The organism is Alishewanella sp. HL-SH06 (assembly GCF_052656265.1).
Genome location: NZ_CP199752.1, coordinates 3683520 through 3703270, shown reverse-complemented (window position 1 = coordinate 3703270; position 19751 = coordinate 3683520). Strand labels below are relative to the sequence as shown.

Here is a 19751-nt window from a genome sequence, read left to right as displayed (position 1 = left end):
ATATATCGGGATGTTTTATTGTTGAGGTCTCCAAGCAACACCTTCTGGGATCTTATAGCTCCAGGGTAAACCAGAATTACGCCAGCCATCTACCTTACGTACACCTTTCGATAAGCCTGTTTTTTCAGTCGTGCCTTCAAAGCCATCGCTGACTGACCATACTTTACTGTAACCATAAACGGCTAATCTATCTGCGGCAGGAGCGCTTCGCGTTGAACCACTGCGACACATCATGATGATATTGGCATCTTTAGCCACGCCAAGTTGATTCAGTTTTTGTAACAGTTCTTGATCAAAATGAAGGTTAGGGCGCATCGCCCATGATTGTGCTTGTTCATTCCATAAACTGGCATCGGTTAGTTGAAATGGCACATGCACTTTAGTCGCTTGAGCAAAACCAGTAAATTTAATTTCTACCGGATCTCTGACATCCACCAATATGGCTTTGGGATCATTTTCTAAAAGTTGATAGGCCTCTTTCGCGGTGAGATAAAGCCCTAATTGGCTTTTGGTTAAATCTACTTGTTCTACAGGCTTTGTCGAGTCTTGCGCTAGAGACGGTGCATTAAAAAATAACATGCTTAATGCTATGGGTAGCACTAACCAAGAGTGAAAAGACATTGTGTTCTCCTGCGTTGTTAAATAAAAAATATTTAATCGTATTTTGTGTGCTTAGCTTGAGTGTAGTATTTTGTGCTCAAATTGCGCGATATCTTTAAAATCGCTTGGTTTATGATGGAGCAGCAACAGCACGAATCGACCTTGCAGCCAAGGTAAAATATTTTGCCAAATCCGCTTAGCCATTGTGCTATCTAAGCCGTTAAAAGGCTCATCTAAAATAATCAGCATAGGATTGTGCAGTATTAAGCGGGCAAGGGTCAGCCGTCTTGCTTGACCACCCGAAAGATTCTGGCCTACATCACCCAGCCATGTATCTAAACCTTGGCTAAGTGTTCTTGCCCACTCGTCTAATTCAACTAAGCGTAATACTTGCCAAAGATCAGCGTCAGTCAATGGTGCTAAGCCAAGCTGCAGGTTGTAACGCAATGTGTCGGCAAAAATGGCGTTCTGTTGTTCTAAATAAGCAACAGCCTGACGATATGGCTGTGTTTCAGCAGCTGTTAGGTCAGTTTGGTTAATACTGAGCGTAATGTGTGGTGACGTGTGCTCTGCCGCCAACGCTGCGGCAACCGTCGACTTACCTGATCCTGAGACGCCAGTGAGCAATAACCACGGCTGTTGTTTGGTGAGACGCAGTGATAATGGGTGTAACTTGCTACTCGTTATCTGCGGGTGGTCAGAAATATCACACTGTATGCACGACACTTGTTTAGTTAAGGGGCTCAGAGGCGCAGGTGTTTGCGCAAAGCCAGCTAGGCGTTTGGCTGCATAAACGGTTTTACCGAGGTGGCTAAATTGCAGTGGTAAACCCGTCAGCAATTCAGCTACACCAAGCCAGCCAAGTAAAAACATCACGGCAAGTGGCCCAGTTAGTGTTCCGGCAACAAAAGCGACCAGTACACTGAGTAATAATGCTGAAAAAACGATAGCTTGCATCGTATTAACGCCAAGCTGTAAACGGGCTTGCATCAGTTGGAGACGACTTTCCAATTGATAAATATGCTCAATGCTTTTGAGTAAAGGTTGTTGATTAAACGCGGTAGTTTTGCTTGCATAAAGTTCCGCTAAACCATCAATGTGAGCAACCACTTCGGCGCGAGTGTCTGTAAACTGTTGAGCAAGCTCGCGGCCTGTGGTTACGTTGGCGTTGCCAAACAACCTAAGTGCAATCGCCATAAATAACAGTAATAAGCCAAGCGTAAATAGCGCAAAACTGGGCAGCCAAATTGCTAATATTCCGAAAAAAAATACCGTGGCTATTACGCTTATTACGGGGGGCAATAGCAAGCGCAGATAAAGATTATCCATTGAGTCTAACTCTGCGGTTAGTCGGCTTAACCAATCCGTGTCGGAAAAATGTTTACTCGTTGATCTGGGTAATTGCTGTAAGCCTTTAAATAACACTACTCGACTTTTAGCCAGTTGCCGTAATACGGTGTCGTGGTTATACAGCCTTTCAAAATAGCGGCTGACGGTACGGCTGAGAGCGAAAAAGCGAATGCCGCCACCTGGCAAATAAATATCTAACATAAATATGCCTCCAAGCAGCAGTGCCGCACCGGCTACCGCGGTTGCCGTGATAAACCAGCCGGATAAAGCGAGTAATGCGATACCTGATAGCGCAGTCGCTATAGCGAGTAAGGCGCCCAACACTAAGCGATGTTTATTTTGTTGCAGAAAAATATCGAGCCAAAAACGGAGCGCTTGCAGATTTTTATGAGATGGCATCTGTTACCTCTAGCAACTCCAGATGCTGATCCGCGAGTGCTTGTAGTTCGCTATCGTGGCTTACAATAACAAGCGTGCAAGTGAGTTTAAGTGTATGCAAAGCTTGAATAACATAGCGTCGGCTTTCCAGATCAAGGCTAGAGGTTGGTTCGTCTAACAGCATAAGGCCATAGGGTACAAGAAAGGCTCTGGCTAAAGCGATACGTTGTAATTGCCCACCCGATAAACCCTCACCTCTCTCTGAAATAAGTTGATCGAGTGCTGATACGGTTGGACATAGTTTGGCTAACCCAACGTTGTTAAGGGCGTTAAGTAAAGCGGCATCGTTAACGGGCCCGCTCAGAAGTTGAAGATTCTGTCTAATTGAGCCATTTACTACCCAAGGACGCTGCGCCATATAATAAATACAGACCTGTGACGGTGAAACTTGGTTAAATTGGACTTTGCCTGCTGCAACCGGAATTAACCCCGCGAGTGTTTTTAATAACGTGGTTTTACCAACACCCGATGGACCACTAATCAATAAGCATTGCTGCGGTTCGACATAAAAGTTCAAGTTTGTTGCTAGTGATTGGCCAGAGGGGTTTTTAATGGTTAAGTTTGTAACGTCTAAGGCCCCGACCATGGCTGTTGCGCTTGGTGTTGGCACTTCTGTTGTGATGTTTATAATGTTAGAGATTTCGGTTGCCGCAGCTAAAGCGCTGGCTTTGTCATGATAAGACTGCGCGAATTGACGGATCGGTTGAAAGAACTCTGGGGCCAGCGCCAAAATAAATAACCCGGTGCTCAGCGTTAATTGCGGTGCAGGTCCAAAATCAATGGCTCCGAATAAAGCAAAACCGATATAAATGGCCACAGCAGCAATCGCGACACTGCTAAAAAACTCTAATACTGCTGACGACAAAAAAGCGACTTTTAAGGTTTGCATAATGAGTCGGCGATAACTTTGACTGCGTGCTGCTACTTCATCTTGTACTTGTGCGGCCGCGCCTAGACGTGCAATGAGCGCGATTTTTTTTAGGCGGTCAAGAAAATGCCCCGCTAATCGTTGGCGCTGAAGTAAATGACGTTGGTTTATTTGCTCTGCCCCCATGCCAATTAGTGACATAAAAAGCGGAATGAGTGGTGCGCTAAACAATAATAATAGGCCGACTAACCAATCAGTCCAACTAATAGCAAGTAAGATGCACAGAGGTGACAGCAATAATAATTGCTGCTGTGGCCAGTAGCGGGCGTAATAGCCGTCTAAGGCATCAACATCTTCAAGTAAATGACTGGCATAAACACTGGGCGAGCGCTGTAATTGCGAGATGCCAACAACTTGCCATGCCAACAACATTTTTTGGCGTAATGTTTTTTTAATACGGCTACTCGCGTCTTGGGCTAAGCGCTCTTGCCAGAAAAGCAAATGGCTGCGCAGCAACCATAATAAAGTGATGCCCAAGATCGAGATAACGAGTTTGCGGTCTGCTGTGATGGTATTTTGAATAATCAGTTGATCAATGAGCCACGCGGCTAAAAACCAAATAATCACTAGCAAGACTGTTGCGATAACTCCAGCAAACACGCTTAACCACAAACGTGTTTGTTGTTGTTTTCGCAAAGCGATCAGCAGTGCTGATCCCTTCGCGGTAAGGTTACGAGCCTCAACACCTGACTCTTCAGCTAAGGAGTCAGCTAACGTCTTAGTCACTTAATGATATCCACCTTGTTTAACTTTCCCGCGGAAGACCCAATAAGTCCAAGCGGTGTAGGTTAAGACTAGCGGAATAACAAATAAGAAACCAATTAATAAGAACAACTGTGACTCAAACGCTGATGCGGCATCCCACAAGGTGTAATCTGGCGGCACCATGTAGGGCCATTTGCTGGCGAGTAAACCCAGATAGGTAAACAGAAATAAGCCCATGGTCGCGACAAAAGGGGTGCCTTCTTTTTGCTTGCGCAGAGCTTGAAAAACAACCCAAGCACAATATAGCGCTAAGAGGGGTAACAGCCACAGTAACGAGATACTATCAAACCAGCGAGACATGACGCGTGGGTCAACAAAAGGGGTGTACACGCTGATAATAGCAAACACCACGAGGACAGCTAATAACAAGCGCGGGGCGATTTTATAGGCCCACTGCTGTACTTCTCCTTCAGATTTCATAATTAACCAAGTGGCGCCAAGTAGGGCATAACCTGCGACTAAGCCAATGCCAGTAATGACGGTAAAGGGCGTTAACCAATCAAGCGCGCCGCCAACATAGCGGAAGTTTTCTGTTTTGAAGCCTTGAATATAGGCACCGACTACAGCGCCTTGGGCAAAGGAGGCGACAATCGACCCACCGGCGAAGGCCCAATTCCATAGGTAGCGTGAGGTTTTGGCTTTAAAGCGAAATTCGAACGCGACGCCCCGGAAAATCAGGCCGGCGAGGAGCAGAAAAACGCCGATGTATAACGCGGGCAGAAACACTGAGTAAACCAGCGGGAAGGCGGCTAATAAGCCTGCGCCGCCTAAAACGAGCCATGTCTCGTTACCATCCCACACGGGCGCGACGGAGTTCATCATGACATCACGATGATGCTCGCTGGGTGCGAAGGGAAATAAAATTCCTTGGCCTAAATCAAAGCCGTCCATGAGCACGTACATCATGACACCAAAGGCGATAATGCCGGCCCATATTAAAGTTAAATCAAAGGGTTGTGCCATTAGTTATCTCCTTCTAATCCGGCGTGCGCGGCTGAGAAGGGGCGTTTAGGCCGTTCAATCTCATCCATTTCATGTGGGGCATTGGCTTTTTCTAAACCGCCTCTAAACACTTTCAATAAGTAATAGACCCCTGCGCTAAACACTAAGCTATAGACCACGATATAACCAATTAAGGTAAATAAGGCCATACCGCCGGTTAATGAGGGGGTTAAACCTTGCGCGTGGGTCATTTGGCCATAAATCAACCAAGGGGCTCGGCCTGTTTCGGTAACAACCCAGCCAGCCAGCACCGCTAAAAAGGGTGTAATACTCATCAAGCGCAGTGTTTGTAAGAAGGCGCGTGATTGATGGTATTGCCCTTTGTAGCGCAATATAAAGCCCCATACGCCGACACCAATCATCAGCACACCTAAGCCGACCATAACTCGGAAGGCCCAAAACACAATGAAGACAGGCGGTTGTTCAGCTACGGGGACTTCGTTTAAGCCGGGCAAGGTGCCATTCCAATCATGGGTTAGGATAAAGCTGGCAAGCTTTGGAATACCGATTTCAAAGCGATTCTCTTGGGCGTCTTGGTCTGGCAGGGCGAACAACAGTAAGGGTGCGCCTTCGCGGGTGGTCCAGTTGCCCTCCATCGCGGCCACTTTCATCGGTTGATGCTTCAGGGTATTCAAGCCGTGGAAATCACCGACGACAGCTTGAATAGGGGCGAGTAACAGGAGTACCCACAATGAGATAGACAAGGCTTTACGGTTGGCGTCAACTTCACGTTTTTGAATTAAGAACCAAGCACTGACACCGGCAACGACTAGCGTGGCGGTTAAAAAAGAGGCTAAGGCCATGTGCATAAAGCGATAGGCAAACGAGGCGGTAAAGAGCGCATCACTCCAAGAGACAACATGGTACATCCCATCACGTAGCACGAGGCCGTCGGGGGTTTGCATAAGTGAGTTGGCTGATAAAATCCAGAATGAAGAAATAAAGGTGCCGGTGGCAACCATAATAGCGGCGAATAAATGCACGCCTTGGGGGACTTTATCGCGGCCAAAGAGTAGCACGCCTAGAAACGCCGCTTCGAGGAAAAAGGCGGTGACCACTTCATAACTGAGCACGGGGCCGAGGAAATTGGCGGTGGCGTAGGCGAAGTTGCTCCAGTTGGTACCGAACTGAAATGACATGACGATCCCGGAGACCACACCCATGCCAAAGACAACCGCGAACACTTGGATCCAAAATTTGGACAATCGTTGCCACATCGGGTTACCGGTTTTGTATGATAAGGTTTCTAACACAGCAATAGTACTGGCTAGGCCAATAGTAAAGACAGGGAAGATCGCGTGGAAACATACAACAAAGGCAAATTGTATGCGCGAGAGTAACAGCGGGTCGAGTTCCATAGATTGCTCCAGTGCAACCAAAAACGGTTAACGTGCCGTTTGGTTGGCGTTTGCGTGTTGTTTCATAATAAGTATTTGGATGAACTTTTTAACGATGGGCAGCACAATTAATAGTGTTGGAAAGGCGATTAACCATGACCAAAGCCATGCTGACATCCAACCTACTAGCGTTATATCGTTAAAGCCTAGTGCTTTAAGGGTACTGACCAACGAGATCACGAAAGTCATCAGTGTAGATAAAATAAGCGGCATTAAAACTTTTTCAATTAGAGAAATCTTAATTTGGATCATGGTTATCTCAAAAAAAGCGATGTCAGCCGAGGCTGACATCAAAGGTTAATTACAATGATTTTTTACTGAAGTACCAGTCAATGTACTGGTAACCTTGATCTTTACGTATATCAGCCTCTGCCATAGTTGCTGGCGGTGGCACAATAACATCATCACCAGGTTGCCAATTTTCAGGAGTCGCGACCTTGTGTTCATCGCTAGTTTGTAATGCCCGTAACACTCTTAAAAACTCATCAATACTGCGACCATTACTCATTGGGTAATACACCATGGCACGTAAAATACCATTTGGATCAATAATAAATGTGGCTCGTACCGCAGCCGTATCACTCGCACCTGGCTGAATCATGCCGTAAGCTTTGGCGACAGCCATCGACAAGTCCGCAATAATTGGAAAGGTAATTTTTACCCCAAAGTTTTCTTCAATACTCCGAGCCCAAGCAATATGTGAATGCACACTATCAATCGATAGACCTAAAAGCTCACAATTTAATGCAGCAAATTGATCAGCGCGTGTAGCAAAACCCATAAATTCAGTAGTACACACTGGCGTAAAATCTGCTGGGTGTGAAAATAATACTAACCATTTACCTTTATAGTCTTCTAAGGTCTTCATGCCATGAGTGGTTTTGGCATTAAAGGCCGGCGCTGGCATGTTGAGTTGCGGGAAGCTAACCGTTTGTTCAGTCATAATAAGATCCTTGTGAGTTTATCTTCATTACATTAGACATTAATGTTATATCAATATAGTATATGCTTATAACAAATAGAAATAAATAAAATTGATTGAATTAATCATAAAAAATGATTGGTCACAGCAAACTTAGGTTGTACCTAAAATATATGGTTTGAAATTTTTATTTTTAACTTTTTGCTCTCCTTATATTTACATTTTGGTTTTGGTTGTTTCGCGACAATCTTAATAATTGATTAAGTTTTCGCGTTTATTATTTCGCTTGCTTTGTTAAGTAGAAGAGACGATATGCCCAAATTAAGTTGGTTGATTCGTTTTAGTGGGCCTTATTTGTCTTTGCTGGCATTACTGATTGGCGGCTTGTTGTTATTGTCCATAAATCGTTTGGGTTTGGTGTTCTGGCATTATCAGCGCGTTTTAGCAACCGGTGAGCTAAGCCAGATTCTGCTGCAAGGTGTCAGTGCATAAGCACCTTTGTTCGGGCGCGATTTTAGTCGTGATGCTTCTACGCTAGGCAGGACTTTATTGCAATTTGATCAGTATTTTGCGCCGTTACAGCAAAAGCCAGATGGCAGCCCGAACATCACCATTTTAAAGCCCGATGGTCAGGCGGTGAGCGGGTATTATGATTTTGCACAAAAGCGGCTGACACTCAGCGATAGCGAAGTGACGGCAAAAACTAAAAACCAAGCGTTAGCTGAAGTGTTATTACCTTCTTGGTTGTATCGCGAGCAGCGCTAACGACTGAAGCTGGCTTTGGAGTGAAATTGAAATGCACGCTTTGCTCAAATGATGAATTAACAAGGAAGGATGCATAGAGGTGCTCTCATGAAGATTGTCAAACCGTTATTGGGTTGTTGTGTTGCGTTGTTGGTGATGTTGCCATGTCATGGTATTGCGCAAATGCTGTCAACAGAGTTGCAGCCGGTGTCTTCGTTAAGTCAATTAACGGATGCTGCTGAACAAAGGTTACAGCGTCAAGCACTGCATCAACCTGCGCCTTGGATCTCAACGTGGCTGGCGGATGCGCCGGTGCTATCTGCAGGGTTGCTGAACAGCAGAAGTCAAGGTGGCAGTGATGAGATCGAGTTAGCGCTTAATCTCCCCTTAAAAAGTCCTAGCCGAGTGCGCTTAGACGAAGATGTATTAGATAATCAACAACGCCTGACAGCCAGTTTACTGGCATATCGTCGTTGGTTTGCCAGTGGCTTAGTTCGCGATACGGTATGGCAAATCGTATTAGAACGCAAAAGACAGCAGCTCTTAACCGAGCAATTGGATATTTATCAGCACTTTATCGAAAAATTGCGTAGCCCAGGGCAAGCAAGTGAAATGCAAAGTTATCATCAATACTTGTATCAACAAGGTGCGACAGAGCTGGCATTAGAACAGTTAGATAGCGCTGCCAGATTACTGATTGCGCAGCAACAGCTACAGCAGTTAACAGGGCAGGCTAACTTGCCTAATATGACTGCAGAAGAGCCCACGGCTGATTTTCAGTTAGTACAGCATCCTCGTTTACAGTTGCTGTTACTGCAAGAGCAACAGTTGCAATTACAGCAACAAGCAAATTCTCCAGCCAATAGCGCTTGGCAATTAACCACACGGGTAAAACGTGTTAACAATGCTGAGCAAAACGATAATCAGATAGGTCTGCAGCTGGATATTCCTTTAACAATTGGCGAGCAATCAAACCAGTTGGCGAATAGTACTTTTCAGTTGGACTATCAGCAATGGCTCAATGATTACAGTGATTCACAGCGGGAAATTGAACAGCAGCACAGCGCCGCACGAACCGAGCTAAAGACGCAACAAGCGCAGTTAGCCCTTTTAAAAAATGACGACGCCTTGCGCCGGCAAGCAAAAGCCAGTTTGTTGTTATTACTAGAGCGCCAAGAAATTAACGCTGATGTGGCACAGCAGCGGCTGCAGCAACTGTTGCAAGCCGAGTTGCAACTTGTGCTATTAGAAATTCAAGTACAAGCCAGTATCGCCAAATTAAATCAAACTGCCGGAGTGATGTTATGAATGTATTTTTCAAAGGATGTCAAAGGGCAGCCATCGGTGTGTTATTGGTACTTAGTGGGCAAAGTGTTGCCCAATCAGAACCTGCAGAAGTAACCATTTCAGCGTTAGGGGCATTAAACTTGCGTTATGCAGAGGTGAGCCTTGCTAGCGATTTCGCGGGGCAGCCTTTGTTGGCGCAAGCCAGTGCTTACACTGGCAGTGCTCGGCCGGTTGGTCGAATGATTGAAAGCGCTGAGATGACATGGTTAGCGCAGCCCGGCAGCGTGGTCGAGGCTGGCCAGCCGGTAATGCAGTTAGCCGGAAGCGAAGTGCATCATTTTTTAACAGAATATGATGCGCGTAAAAGTTATTTTCAGTTAGTTAAAAAGCGTTATGACGATAATCAACAGTTGTTCAAACAAAAAGCCATTGGAGCCAGTGCATGGCAAGAAATTAGCTTGGCTTATCAGGCTGCAATGCTGGAGTTTGAACATTTAGATCATTTTTATGAACGGATTAGCCAAGTAAGTGCTGATCATTCAAGTATTATCCTCACCGCGCCAATCGCCGGTTTAGTGTTAAGTGCTGATGCGTCGGAGCCTGTGTTATTTAGCATCTTGGATCAGGCACAGCTGCGCTTAACAGGAACCTTAGTCGAGCAACCTTTTCAACCCAGTGCGATACGTTTTGAAAATTGTCAGCTGGCAATTGAGCGCTTTGAAGCGGTAAGCGAAGGCTTTGCGCGCCGCTGGTGGACGGCACCCGTGGCGAGTGAATCGGCTTGCCAACTTAATTGGCAGCAACAACTTAATGTTACGCCAGTTTATGCGCAGGCGGTATATCGTGTCCCCACTAGCGCTATCGTTCGTCATCATAGTCAGCAGCATCTTTGGTTAAAAAGTGCTAACAGCTTGCGTTTGGTGCCAGTGTCAATTTTAGGCAAAGACGCAGGCGCTTTTTGGGTGCAGAGTGAAGCGTTAGCCCCGGCAGATCAGGTACTAATTCAATCTGTAAGTGCGGTATATGGCCATTACTTAGGTTTAGGAGGCGAATAAGTATGGCCGCATTATTACGTTTTATTTTAACGCAAAAGCTCTTTGTGCTGGCGCTTACTGCGCTTGTGATTGCGCTTGCGGTGCAAGCGTGGCAGCGCTTGCCGATAGACGCTTTTCCCGATATTTCGCCAACACAGGTCAAGTTGATCATTCGTGCACCCGGCATGACGACAGCCGAAGTTGAAGCACAAATTACCCAGCCGATAGAAACTGAGTTGCTAGGGATCCCTGATCAAAGTATCTTGCGCTCGACCACCAAATACGGCATTACCTCTATAACTATCGATTTTACCGAAGGTACTGATATTTACTGGGCCCGGCAACAGGTTAGCGAACGTCTAGCTGGGGTTTGGGGCAGCTTACCAGATATCGCCGAAGGTGGGCTGGCGCCAATGAGTACTCCGCTGAGCGAAATTTTTATGTTCAGCTATAACAATCCTAATTTATCGTTAACTGAGCGGCGGCATGTTTTAGATTGGCAGATCCGACCGCTGCTGCGCACTGTGCCTGGCGTAGCTGAAGTAGCAACGATGGGTGGTTATGTACAAACCTATGAATTTGCTCCAGATTTAGTACGTTTACAGCAAGCCGGTATAAGCTTAGAGCATTTAATTAGCTGGCTACAACAGCAGCATATGAATGGCAGTGTTGGCCGAATTAATAGCGGTACCAATACCTTAGTGATTCGCACCGAGGGCAAGCTAACGGATGCTTTTGATTTAAGCCAACTCACCATTGCGGATGCGAATGGCAATCCGATTACCCTCGCGCAATTAGGTGAAGTGAGCTTAGGGCATTTAGCGCGTTTTGGTGGTGTTACGCATAATGGCAAAGAAACCGCACAAGCGATGATTATCGCCTTGAAAGGGGCGAATACCAGTGAGGTCGTGGCCGCGGTCAAAACTAAATTGGACCAAATTAGCGTGACCTTGCCAGAGGGCAGCGAGCTCAATGTGTTTTATGACCGTGCGACCTTAATTGAAACGGCGGTGAGTACCATTCTTGAAGCTTTGTTTGCCGCGGTATTGCTGGTCATTGTGGTGCTATTTATCTTTTTGGCAGATGTTAGGGCGGCCTTAGTGGTTGCCGTCGCGATCCCTTTGGCTGTGGCGATCACTTTTTTAGCCATGGATCAGTTTGGGTTAACCGCAAATTTAATGTCTTTAGGCGGTATTGTTATTGCTATCGGCATGTTGGTGGATGCGGCGGTGGTGGTGGTGGAAAACATTGTTAGCCAAGGTCAGCAATTACGTCATGCGCCATTAGCACATCGCGTATATCGCGCAACCTTAGCGGTCGCCAAACCGGTTATTGCGGGTACGGCGATTGTGATCATCGTATTTGCCCCTTTGTTAATGCTAACAGGTTTAGAGGGGAAATTGTTTTCGCCTGTTGCTATGACTATTGTCTTTGCGATGCTGGCTTCGTTAGTGATTGCTTTGTGTGTTATTCCCGTACTGGCGGTAAGTCTCATTAAAGTGTCAGATAAACCTGCGCCAAAGTTTTTGCAATGGCTATTACAGCGCTATCAACACGCCTTAACCAAGGTTATCCAACGTCCTGCGCCTTGGTTGATTATGGCGCTACTGCTAGTAATGGGGACGGGCTTGACGGCGAGCTTTGTCGGTAAAACCTTTATGCCCGTTATGGATGAAGGCGATTTAATCGTACAGCTTGAAAAGCATCCTGACGTCAGTTTAAGCGAATCTTTAGCGGTCGATAGCCAAATTAGCCAGCGGCTTTTGCGTGATGTAGCTGAAATAAAACAAATTGTTGCTCGCATCGGTTCAGATGAACTCGGGATGGATCCGATGGGTTTAAATGAAACCGACATGTTCATGCAATTGCACCCCGCTACAACTTGGCAGGTGTCGTCTAAAGAAGCGCTCACCGAGAAAATCCGCACTATTTTACAAGAGTATCCGGGGATTAATTTCAACTTTACTCAGCCCATTCAGATGCGGGTTTCAGAAATGCTCACGGGGACCTCTGGCGATGTTGCGGTCAAAGTGTTTGGTGACGATGTGGCAACTCTCAGTCATTTAGCACAAAGCATTGCTCACACGACTGAGCAAATGAGTGGTAGTGTCGATGTACAAACCACCATTATTGATGGCGGTGAATTTGTGAATGTTCGGCTACGGCCTGAGGTTGCGGCGCGTTATCAGCTTACTACCGAAGAGTTGTCTCGACGTTTACGGATCTTTGTTGATGGTTTGCAGGTGGGTGAAATTACCAATGGTAAGATTAAAACGCCCTTATTGTTTAGTAGTAGCCAGCAACCTAATCAAGTGAGTTATCTTGAACAGTTAGCAACTTTGCCGATAAGTTTGCCAAATGGCAGTGTGGTCGCGTTAGCGAGTGTCGCTACCATTGAAACGCAGTTCGGCCCGAGTTTAATTGAGCGTGAAAATGGCAGTCGTTTTGCGGTGGTCACAAGTAATGTGAGTGGTCGTGATATCGTCAGTTTTGTTGAAGAGTTAAAACAGCAAGTTGGCCAAGCGGTTAGTTTACCCAGTGGTTACACCATTGAATATGGCGGTGAGTTTGAGAATCAGGCACGAGCAACCAATAACTTACTCATGATCGTGCCGTTGGTTTTGCTGGTGATCGTGCTGATTTTATTCACCACCTTTCGCTCTTTAGCGATTGCGGGGCTGGTGTATGCCAATATCCCTTTTGCCCTGATGGGGGGCGTGTTGGCGTTGTTTATTAGCGGTGAATATTTATCGGTACCGGCATCGGTAGGTTTTATTGCCCTACTGGGGGTGGCTGTACTTAATGGTGTGGTGATGCTGTCACATTTTCAAAGTATTGAGGAACGCTATAACGACATTAAAGAGTTGGTTATAGCTGGCGCCGGCGATAGGTTACGGGCTATTTTGATGACGGCAACAACGGCTATGTTAGGATTGTTCCCGTTAGCGTTAGCCACGGGGCCAGGAGCTGAAATTCAGCGACCGCTGGCGATAGTGGTGATTGGCGGTTTAATTACTTCAACGCTGACCACCTTATTTTTACTTCCTTTAATGTATGCGCGTTTAAGAGGCCGTCATGACAGAACTTGAGATGCTATATGTGTTTTTTCCGTTAGAGCAACGCGATGCCGTGGTGGATAGTTTATTGGCTATTGACGATCTGAGTGGTTTTTCTATTGTCACCTTAGATGGCCATAGCCGCGATAATAGTCAATTTGACCGCTTGGAGCAGGTTGTTGGTTATCGGCAGTTATGTCGTGTCGAAGTGATAGTGAACAAACTATTGCGTGAGCAAGTTATAGTGCAATTGCGACAATGTCGCTCAGCTAAAACGGGTAATAATGGGTTTCGTTATTATGTGATGCCGGTGTTGGAAAGCGGCCACTTGTGAGTCATTAGCCATGATTAAAAACACCACGCCCTGCAATAGCAGGGCGTGAATGACGACGATAAAATAAGCAGTTGCTACTGTACTTGCGGTTAAAAAGTATAGTTAAAGCCGGCATAAACGGTGCGACCCATTCCTGGTACGCCAATACCAAACGGGATGCCATTCAACGACATGGTCATTCCTTGGCCGGTATACACACCACCCTGGGGTAAATAATAGAATTTATCCAGTAGGTTCTCTACACCCACATCAAGCCGCAGTGACTGCCAGCTATGACTAAATCGCGCATTGAGCAAGGCATAACCCGCAGTTGTCGGCTCACCACGAATCGTTGATACTCGATTCTTATTTTTATTTATCTGCCATTCTAAACTGTTTTCCCAGCCCGCTAAGGTGTGGTTGAGTGTTAACTTGCCATGCAGCGGCTGCACATTATGTAAACCCGCATTGGTATCGGTATTGCGTGCATCTATGTAACTGAACAGGGCTTTCAGTTGCCATTGCCCACTATTATTGTTGGCTAATGTGGTTTCAGCACTGAGATCGATTCCTCGCAGCTTGGCGCGTTGGTTTTGATATTGCAGCACATTAAACTGGCCTGCTAACCAACTGTTGTTGGCTGCCACCGCATCAATATAATCTTGCACATCGGTGTAATAGGGCGTGATGATTACCTGCTGTTGTTTATCTTTACTTTGCCACGCTAAGCTTGCCGATACGGTATGCGCTTTTTCTGGTGCTAGCGCCATATTACCCACATAACCATTGCCATCACCCACCAAATTATTCATCGATGCAGCCATAGGCCAAAATGACCATGGATAGGCTTCATAGAGGTTGGCTGAGCGCATCTTTTGTGCTAAGGCAAACTCTACACGTGTGTTGTCGGTGAGTTGATAGCGGGTCAGTGCGGTAATGTCTAAGTTGGTATCGCGTTGTTTGCGTTCTGCTTGGTTAAAGGCTGCCGCATTAGGAGCTTGCATGCCCATCGCGCTTGCTGACGTGTCATAACCTTGCACTTCATCGGCATTGCGTGTCACGCGCTCTACTCGAACGCCATAAAGCAGTAACCAATCCGGCGTTAAAGTTAACTCGTGCTCGGCAAACACCGCACTGCGATCACGACGGCCATTATTGATATTTAAAAACGTACCTGGGCCCATACCACCGCCTGACGCAGGCCAGTAATCATCTAAAGAAAACTGTTGTAACTCACTGCCTAAACGTATTGTTGAGTGAGCCCAAAAGGTCATTTCAACATTTAAGCTTAGCCCCCGGTTGGTGGAGTCAGAATGCATTGGCATACCTGCAGCGCAGGTGCCAGCAGGATCGCCATGAAAACGGATCGGGGCACAGGCCTGACCGCCCATCGCATTAGAGCCATACCAAAATTGCCGATCAGGGCCAAAATCCATCACATGCTCAACTTTTTCTTGATAGATGCGGCTTTGCCATTGCCCCCACGCAGTTGTGCGTTGCCAGCTAAGGTTAATTCGCTGTTGTTCGTTATCGAGCAAATCCATCCGCTGATTTGGGTAGAGTTGTATGGGCATATTTTGGTAGCCTAATTGCAACTCGATGAGATCGGCTGCGGTTTTATAGGCAAAGCGTAGCTGATGGTTTTGGGTTTCATAAGCACTTGAGCCGACTTCATCTAGCGGTAGTGTTTCGCCAGGTCGACCTGTAGCGTTAACGGTTTTAAAGTTGGCCGCTGCCGTGTAATTGTTGCCTTTACTCCAATTACCGCTATAACTTGCATACAGTGCTGCGCTACTGTGGCTCACTTTCAGATGGCTACCACGAGCTTGGTTATTACTGCGATAAAAGCCACCTAGTTCGGCCGTCGTTTCTGCTTGTTCTGAAAACTCAGCGGCTTTGGATTCACTGATGATGGTGCCGCCAATGCTATCTCCGCCGACACTGACTGGCGTAACCCCGGCAAACACAGAAAGCTGACCGACATCAGATGGCGCCATGTAGGATAGCGGTGGGTTCATATGATTAGGACAAGCAGCAATTAAATCCATGCCATCCACTTTAATGCGCAAGCGATCATCGGCTAAGCCGCGGATCATTGGTAAGCTTGAAACGGCGCCAGTTTGATTTACGCTAACACCAGCAAAAGCGTTAAGTAAAGCTGCCGTATCACTTGTTGCGGCTACCTGCGCTTGCAGTTCACTGGCCAATAATTGTTGTGCCATACCCACCGGTTGGCGCTGCCCTTCAACTTGAATATGTTCAATAGTTGGCTCGTTACTGTCTGCGGCCATTACAGGGTTAGCTAATACGGCCAGGCCAATGGCCGCAGCCAGTTTAGAGAGTTGAGCAAGGTGCTGAGAATGAGATGAGTGCATAAAACTCCGATAGCATTGAGAATTTTAAGCTATGGTAGTATTTTGCTGCGCTTAAAGTAATGCGGCATATTGTCGCAGTAACGGCTTAGGTGGGACGATGTTTAAGCAGTTTTCGCTGTAAGGTACGCCTGTGCATTCCCAAGCTTTTCGCTGTTTGCGAAATATTGCCATCGTGTTTGGCTAGCACACGCTGAATATGCTCCCATTCTAATTGTTCCGGTGACAAAAACACACTGTTCGACGGTGTTGGGGGGTGTTCTGGTACAGCTAAGTTGTCACCAAAAAGCGTTTGTTGTAGTAATTGAAAATCGACGGGCTTGGTCAGGTAATCGTCAGCGCCTTGTTTCACTGCTAGCACGGCAGTATTAATACTGGCATATCCAGTTAATACAATAATACGGCTGTGACTCAATGCCATTCGTAATGGTGCAATAAAACTTAAACCAGATTGCTGACCAAAGCGCAAATCTAACAAATAGATATCAGCTTGTTCGGCAATTAATTCGGCCTCAGTTAATGGCTGATAAAATGCTTGGATTTGCCAGCCTGGTTTTGCTAAACGCCTAGCGAGTGTGTTGATGAGTGCAGGATCATCATCAACAATAACCAGTTTTTTAATCATGCCTGTCCTCCAAATAGCAATAGTGTTTCCATACCAGCAGAGGAGCGGTTTCGCCTTTTAATCTGGCCACCCAGGCGCTCGATAGACACATTAGCAAGAAATTGTCCCCAACCAAGGCCTTGTTCGCTGTGTTGTGGTAAATGGCCAAGCTCAGCTAGGCGTTGCTCGGATAAGCCTTCACCAAAGTCGATAATACAAAGCGACAACTGCCCTTGCTGCAGCGTTAATTTCAGCTCAAGCTGAGGTTTTTGCTGCTGTAAGCCCGCATCGGCCGCATTGTCTAATATTTGAAACAGCGCTGCGGCAACCGCAGTTGCTTCTTTTACATAACAACGGCTATCGTCCGTGTTTTCGGTTATCGTAACGTGAATGTCTGGACGAGTAACCATCCAAGACTTTAAGCTTTGTCGCAAGATAGGTAATAGTGGGGCGGGTTTCAAATCGCGCCATTCTCCTGCATGTTGGCGCAGTTCGCTAATAATCTGCTGACAACGCCTTAGTTGTTGTTGCATATCAGCAGTTGCGGGGTGTGCCGCGATCAGCGGTTGCACTTCGTCGGTTAATAACAGCAGGTTTTGAATAGGTGAAGCTAAATCATGCGCGGCATTGGCGGCGTATGTGGCAATGGCTAAGGCGTGCTCTTGACGTACTTGCTGCTGTTGTAATTGATTAAGTTGCTCTGAGGTAGTTCGGTTCAGTGCGGTTTGCCGGCTAATAAACCAACTGATAACGATTGCAGAGATAACAAAAGCGCACCACATTTGCCACATATGGCGTGAGAAGGGCTGCATTACATTAGTATGCAGCATATGATGGCCAATGCCTTCAGCCGCTTGCAGGATCTGTGTTAAGTCACCCATCCACAGTAATAAGCTGTAGGCAATAATAGCACCCAAAGCGAACACATAACTTAGCCAAGCGGGTAATAAAACAGCCACAACTGCCACAGGTAGTAATAATAGCGCAACAAAGCCATTACTGACCCCACCGGATAGTGCTAACAGCGTAAAGATCGCCAATAAATCGAGCGCACAGCAGACAACAAAAAGTAATTGACTTTCGTGCCATGCCCTCGGTAATTGCAGCTGTGCTAAGTTAGTGGCTAATAAAGTACAAAGCACAAGCACGATGACATTCCACGCTGTGACCGGATAGACCATTATGCTGCCCAGTAGCGCTAATAACGTTAAGATGCTGAAGATTAAAGCTCGGAATTTCACCAGCTGCCAAAAAGAGGTGGTTGCCGTAAACATGTTATTTTCCATCTAGTAAGGGAAAAACTGTAACCGCTAATGCTCTTGGCGTTAAAAAGCAAAAACGCAGATGAGTCTAGCATAATTATGCGTTTGAGCTGAAGATAGCATCCATTATACATACACCGTATCGCAGATATTTTAATCAAGTCGCACGCTAAGCAAACTGAAGTGTTGTACTTAGTCGCAAAGACGCTTAAGTTAAAATAAACATCAGACAAATCATGCTGTTTTGACATCAATATTGCAAAGATGTCGCGGCAATACCTTCAGGAATTCAGTTTATGCGTGCGTATTTTCGTTTAGGCCCCGCCACTTTAGTAACGGCGGCTTTTATTGGCCCAGGCACGGTAGTAACCGCTTCATTGGCTGGCGCGAACTATGGTTACGCCCTGTTATGGGCATTGTTATTTTCTGTCATCGCAACGATGATTTTACAAGAAATGGCCTCACGCTTAGGCATCGTTACCGGTAAAGGTTTGGGTGAAAACCTTCGACATTTGGTACAACAGCCGCTATTAAAAGTGTTGTTATATAGCCTGGTGGTGGCGGCGGTTGTTGTGGGGAATAGTGCTTATCAAGGCGGAAATTTAACCGGTGCTAGCCTGGGTGCCGATGCCATTTGGGGGCAACAGTCGCTGGTGCTGTCGCTAAAGCAACACTCGGGGTTAAACCCTTGGTCATTGTTGTTAGGCGTCATTGCGATCGTGGTACTGTGGCGTGGTCGTTATCAACGGATTGAGCGGTTTTTAATTGGCCTAGTATTGCTGATGAGCTTGGCGTTTATCAGTACCATGCTGCTAACCAAGCCCGATCTGGGTGCGATGTTTTCGGGCATGCTGTTACCCACAATTCCTAGCGGCGCTACCTTAACGGTGATTGCTCTTATCGGCACCACGGTGGTGCCTTATTCTTTGTTCTTGCACGCGGCAAGCTCCGCAACGAAATGGCACAATCAGCCCAATAAAGCACAAGCTTTGGCAGAGTCTGCGGCTGACTTACGCACCGCCATACCCTTAGGTGGATTGATCACTTTGGCCGTGTTATCTACGGCAGCAACCGCTTATTTTGGCAAAGGCCTACAAATGGAAAATGCCGGTGATTTAGCGTTGTCGTTGCAACCGGTATTTGGTGCTGCAGCAACCTACTTAATGGCGTTAGGTTTACTAGCAGCAGGTTTGTCATCAGCCATTACCGCACCGTTAGCTGCGGCTTATGCTTTGCGCGGCTTGTTGCAGCTGAGCCCACAATGGTTTCGAATGAGTTGGTTACTGATTATTTTGGTGGGTATGCTGGTATCAAGTTTGGGCTTAAAACCTTTGAACATCATTTGGTTTGCCCAAGTGGCTAATGGTATTTTGCTGCCAATCATTACTCTGTGCTTATTACTAGCCGTGAACTCCTCACTGCTGGGTACCTATCGCAACAGCTTGCGGCAGAATGTGTTGGGGGCGGCGGTATTTGCTGCAACCTTATTATTAAGCGGCCGCACCCTTTACCTGGCTTTTTTTAGTTAACCCTCATCCGACCACACTCAGGTACTGGTCCGACCGGTGTCTGAGTGCGGTCTGACCAATGTCTGAGTGTGGTCGGAGGTGTTTGGGGGAGGGTAATGAGAGCATAACGTCGCTATTGTTAGCAAAAGCCATTTCAACGGTTTTTGGG

The 19751-nt window shown here is 46.5% G+C and carries 17 protein-coding genes; 7 read left to right on the top strand and 10 right to left on the bottom strand.

Annotated features, from left to right (window positions below):
* Window positions 1-15 precede the first annotated feature (15 nt).
* The 7 genes from ACUJFK_RS17065 to ACUJFK_RS17035 form a co-directional block, all read right to left on the bottom strand.
* Window positions 16-621 (bottom strand): rhodanese-like domain-containing protein, encoded by a 606-nt coding sequence (locus ACUJFK_RS17065; protein WP_445425586.1) that lies wholly within the window; start codon window positions 619-621, stop codon window positions 16-18.
* 51 nt (window positions 622-672) lie between these two features.
* A complete protein-coding gene (locus ACUJFK_RS17060) occupies window positions 673-2349 on the bottom strand; it encodes an amino acid ABC transporter ATP-binding/permease protein (protein WP_445425585.1) in 1677 nt (558 codons plus the stop codon).
* Window positions 2336-4042 (bottom strand): thiol reductant ABC exporter subunit CydD, encoded by a 1707-nt coding sequence (gene cydD, locus ACUJFK_RS17055; protein WP_445425584.1) that lies wholly within the window; start codon window positions 4040-4042, stop codon window positions 2336-2338. Before cydD ends, ACUJFK_RS17060 begins: the two co-directional genes overlap by 14 nt.
* The gene (gene cydB / locus ACUJFK_RS17050; RefSeq protein WP_226751924.1) at window positions 4043-5044 is read right to left on the bottom strand and encodes a cytochrome d ubiquinol oxidase subunit II; all 1002 of its coding nucleotides are present in this window, start codon (window positions 5042-5044) and stop codon (window positions 4043-4045) included.
* Window positions 5044-6441 carry a cytochrome ubiquinol oxidase subunit I gene (locus tag ACUJFK_RS17045; protein WP_226751925.1) on the bottom strand — a complete coding sequence of 466 codons (1398 nt, stop codon included), beginning with the start codon at window positions 6439-6441 and terminating at the stop codon, window positions 5044-5046. Before ACUJFK_RS17045 ends, cydB begins: the two co-directional genes overlap by 1 nt.
* Window positions 6442-6468: 27 nt before the next feature.
* Window positions 6469-6669, bottom strand: coding sequence for a DUF2798 domain-containing protein (locus tag ACUJFK_RS17040; RefSeq protein WP_445426800.1), 201 nt, complete (start codon window positions 6667-6669; stop codon window positions 6469-6471).
* A gap of 112 nt (window positions 6670-6781) precedes the next feature.
* Window positions 6782-7423, bottom strand: coding sequence for a peroxiredoxin (locus ACUJFK_RS17035; RefSeq protein WP_445425583.1), 642 nt, complete (start codon window positions 7421-7423; stop codon window positions 6782-6784).
* A 291-nt stretch (window positions 7424-7714) separates the two neighbouring features.
* On the opposite strand from ACUJFK_RS17035, the gene ACUJFK_RS17030 reads away from it, so the two are divergent.
* The 6 genes from ACUJFK_RS17030 (at window position 7715) to ACUJFK_RS17005 (ending at window position 13857) form a co-directional block, all read left to right on the top strand.
* Window positions 7715-7894, top strand: coding sequence for a hypothetical protein (locus ACUJFK_RS17030; RefSeq protein WP_445425582.1), 180 nt, complete (start codon window positions 7715-7717; stop codon window positions 7892-7894).
* A gap of 57 nt (window positions 7895-7951) precedes the next feature.
* Entirely contained in the window at window positions 7952-8167 is a 216-nt protein-coding gene (locus ACUJFK_RS17025) for a hypothetical protein (RefSeq protein WP_445425581.1), read from the top strand.
* An 87-nt stretch (window positions 8168-8254) separates the two neighbouring features.
* A complete protein-coding gene (locus tag ACUJFK_RS17020) occupies window positions 8255-9454 on the top strand; it encodes a TolC family protein (RefSeq protein ID WP_445425580.1) in 1200 nt (399 codons plus the stop codon).
* Window positions 9451-10488 (top strand): hypothetical protein, encoded by a 1038-nt coding sequence (locus ACUJFK_RS17015; protein ID WP_445425579.1) that lies wholly within the window; start codon window positions 9451-9453, stop codon window positions 10486-10488. The genes ACUJFK_RS17020 and ACUJFK_RS17015 overlap by 4 nt, the downstream gene beginning before the upstream one ends.
* Window positions 10489-10490: 2 nt before the next feature.
* Entirely contained in the window at window positions 10491-13556 is a 3066-nt protein-coding gene (locus ACUJFK_RS17010) for an efflux RND transporter permease subunit (RefSeq protein ID WP_445425578.1), read from the top strand.
* Complete coding sequence (locus ACUJFK_RS17005; protein ID WP_226751932.1) at window positions 13543-13857, top strand: DUF3240 family protein; 315 nt, start codon at window positions 13543-13545, stop codon at window positions 13855-13857. The genes ACUJFK_RS17010 and ACUJFK_RS17005 overlap by 14 nt, the downstream gene beginning before the upstream one ends.
* An 89-nt stretch (window positions 13858-13946) precedes the next feature.
* Here the strand turns inward: ACUJFK_RS17005 and ACUJFK_RS17000 are convergent, their stop codons facing one another.
* From ACUJFK_RS17000 to ACUJFK_RS16990, 3 genes are all read right to left on the bottom strand, one after another.
* Complete coding sequence (locus ACUJFK_RS17000) at window positions 13947-16211, bottom strand: TonB-dependent receptor plug domain-containing protein (RefSeq protein ID WP_445425577.1); 2265 nt, start codon at window positions 16209-16211, stop codon at window positions 13947-13949.
* A gap of 85 nt (window positions 16212-16296) precedes the next feature.
* Window positions 16297-16833 (bottom strand): response regulator transcription factor, encoded by a 537-nt coding sequence (locus ACUJFK_RS16995; protein ID WP_226751934.1) that lies wholly within the window; start codon window positions 16831-16833, stop codon window positions 16297-16299.
* Window positions 16830-18086, bottom strand: a complete 1257-nt coding sequence (locus ACUJFK_RS16990) for a sensor histidine kinase (protein ID WP_445425576.1) — start codon at window positions 18084-18086, stop codon at window positions 16830-16832. The genes ACUJFK_RS16995 and ACUJFK_RS16990 overlap by 4 nt, the downstream gene beginning before the upstream one ends.
* Before the next feature lie 284 nt (window positions 18087-18370).
* Between ACUJFK_RS16990 and ACUJFK_RS16985 the strand changes: the two genes are divergently transcribed.
* Complete coding sequence (locus tag ACUJFK_RS16985) at window positions 18371-19603, top strand: Nramp family divalent metal transporter (RefSeq protein ID WP_445425575.1); 1233 nt, start codon at window positions 18371-18373, stop codon at window positions 19601-19603.
* The last annotated feature ends 148 nt before the right edge of the window (window positions 19604-19751 follow it).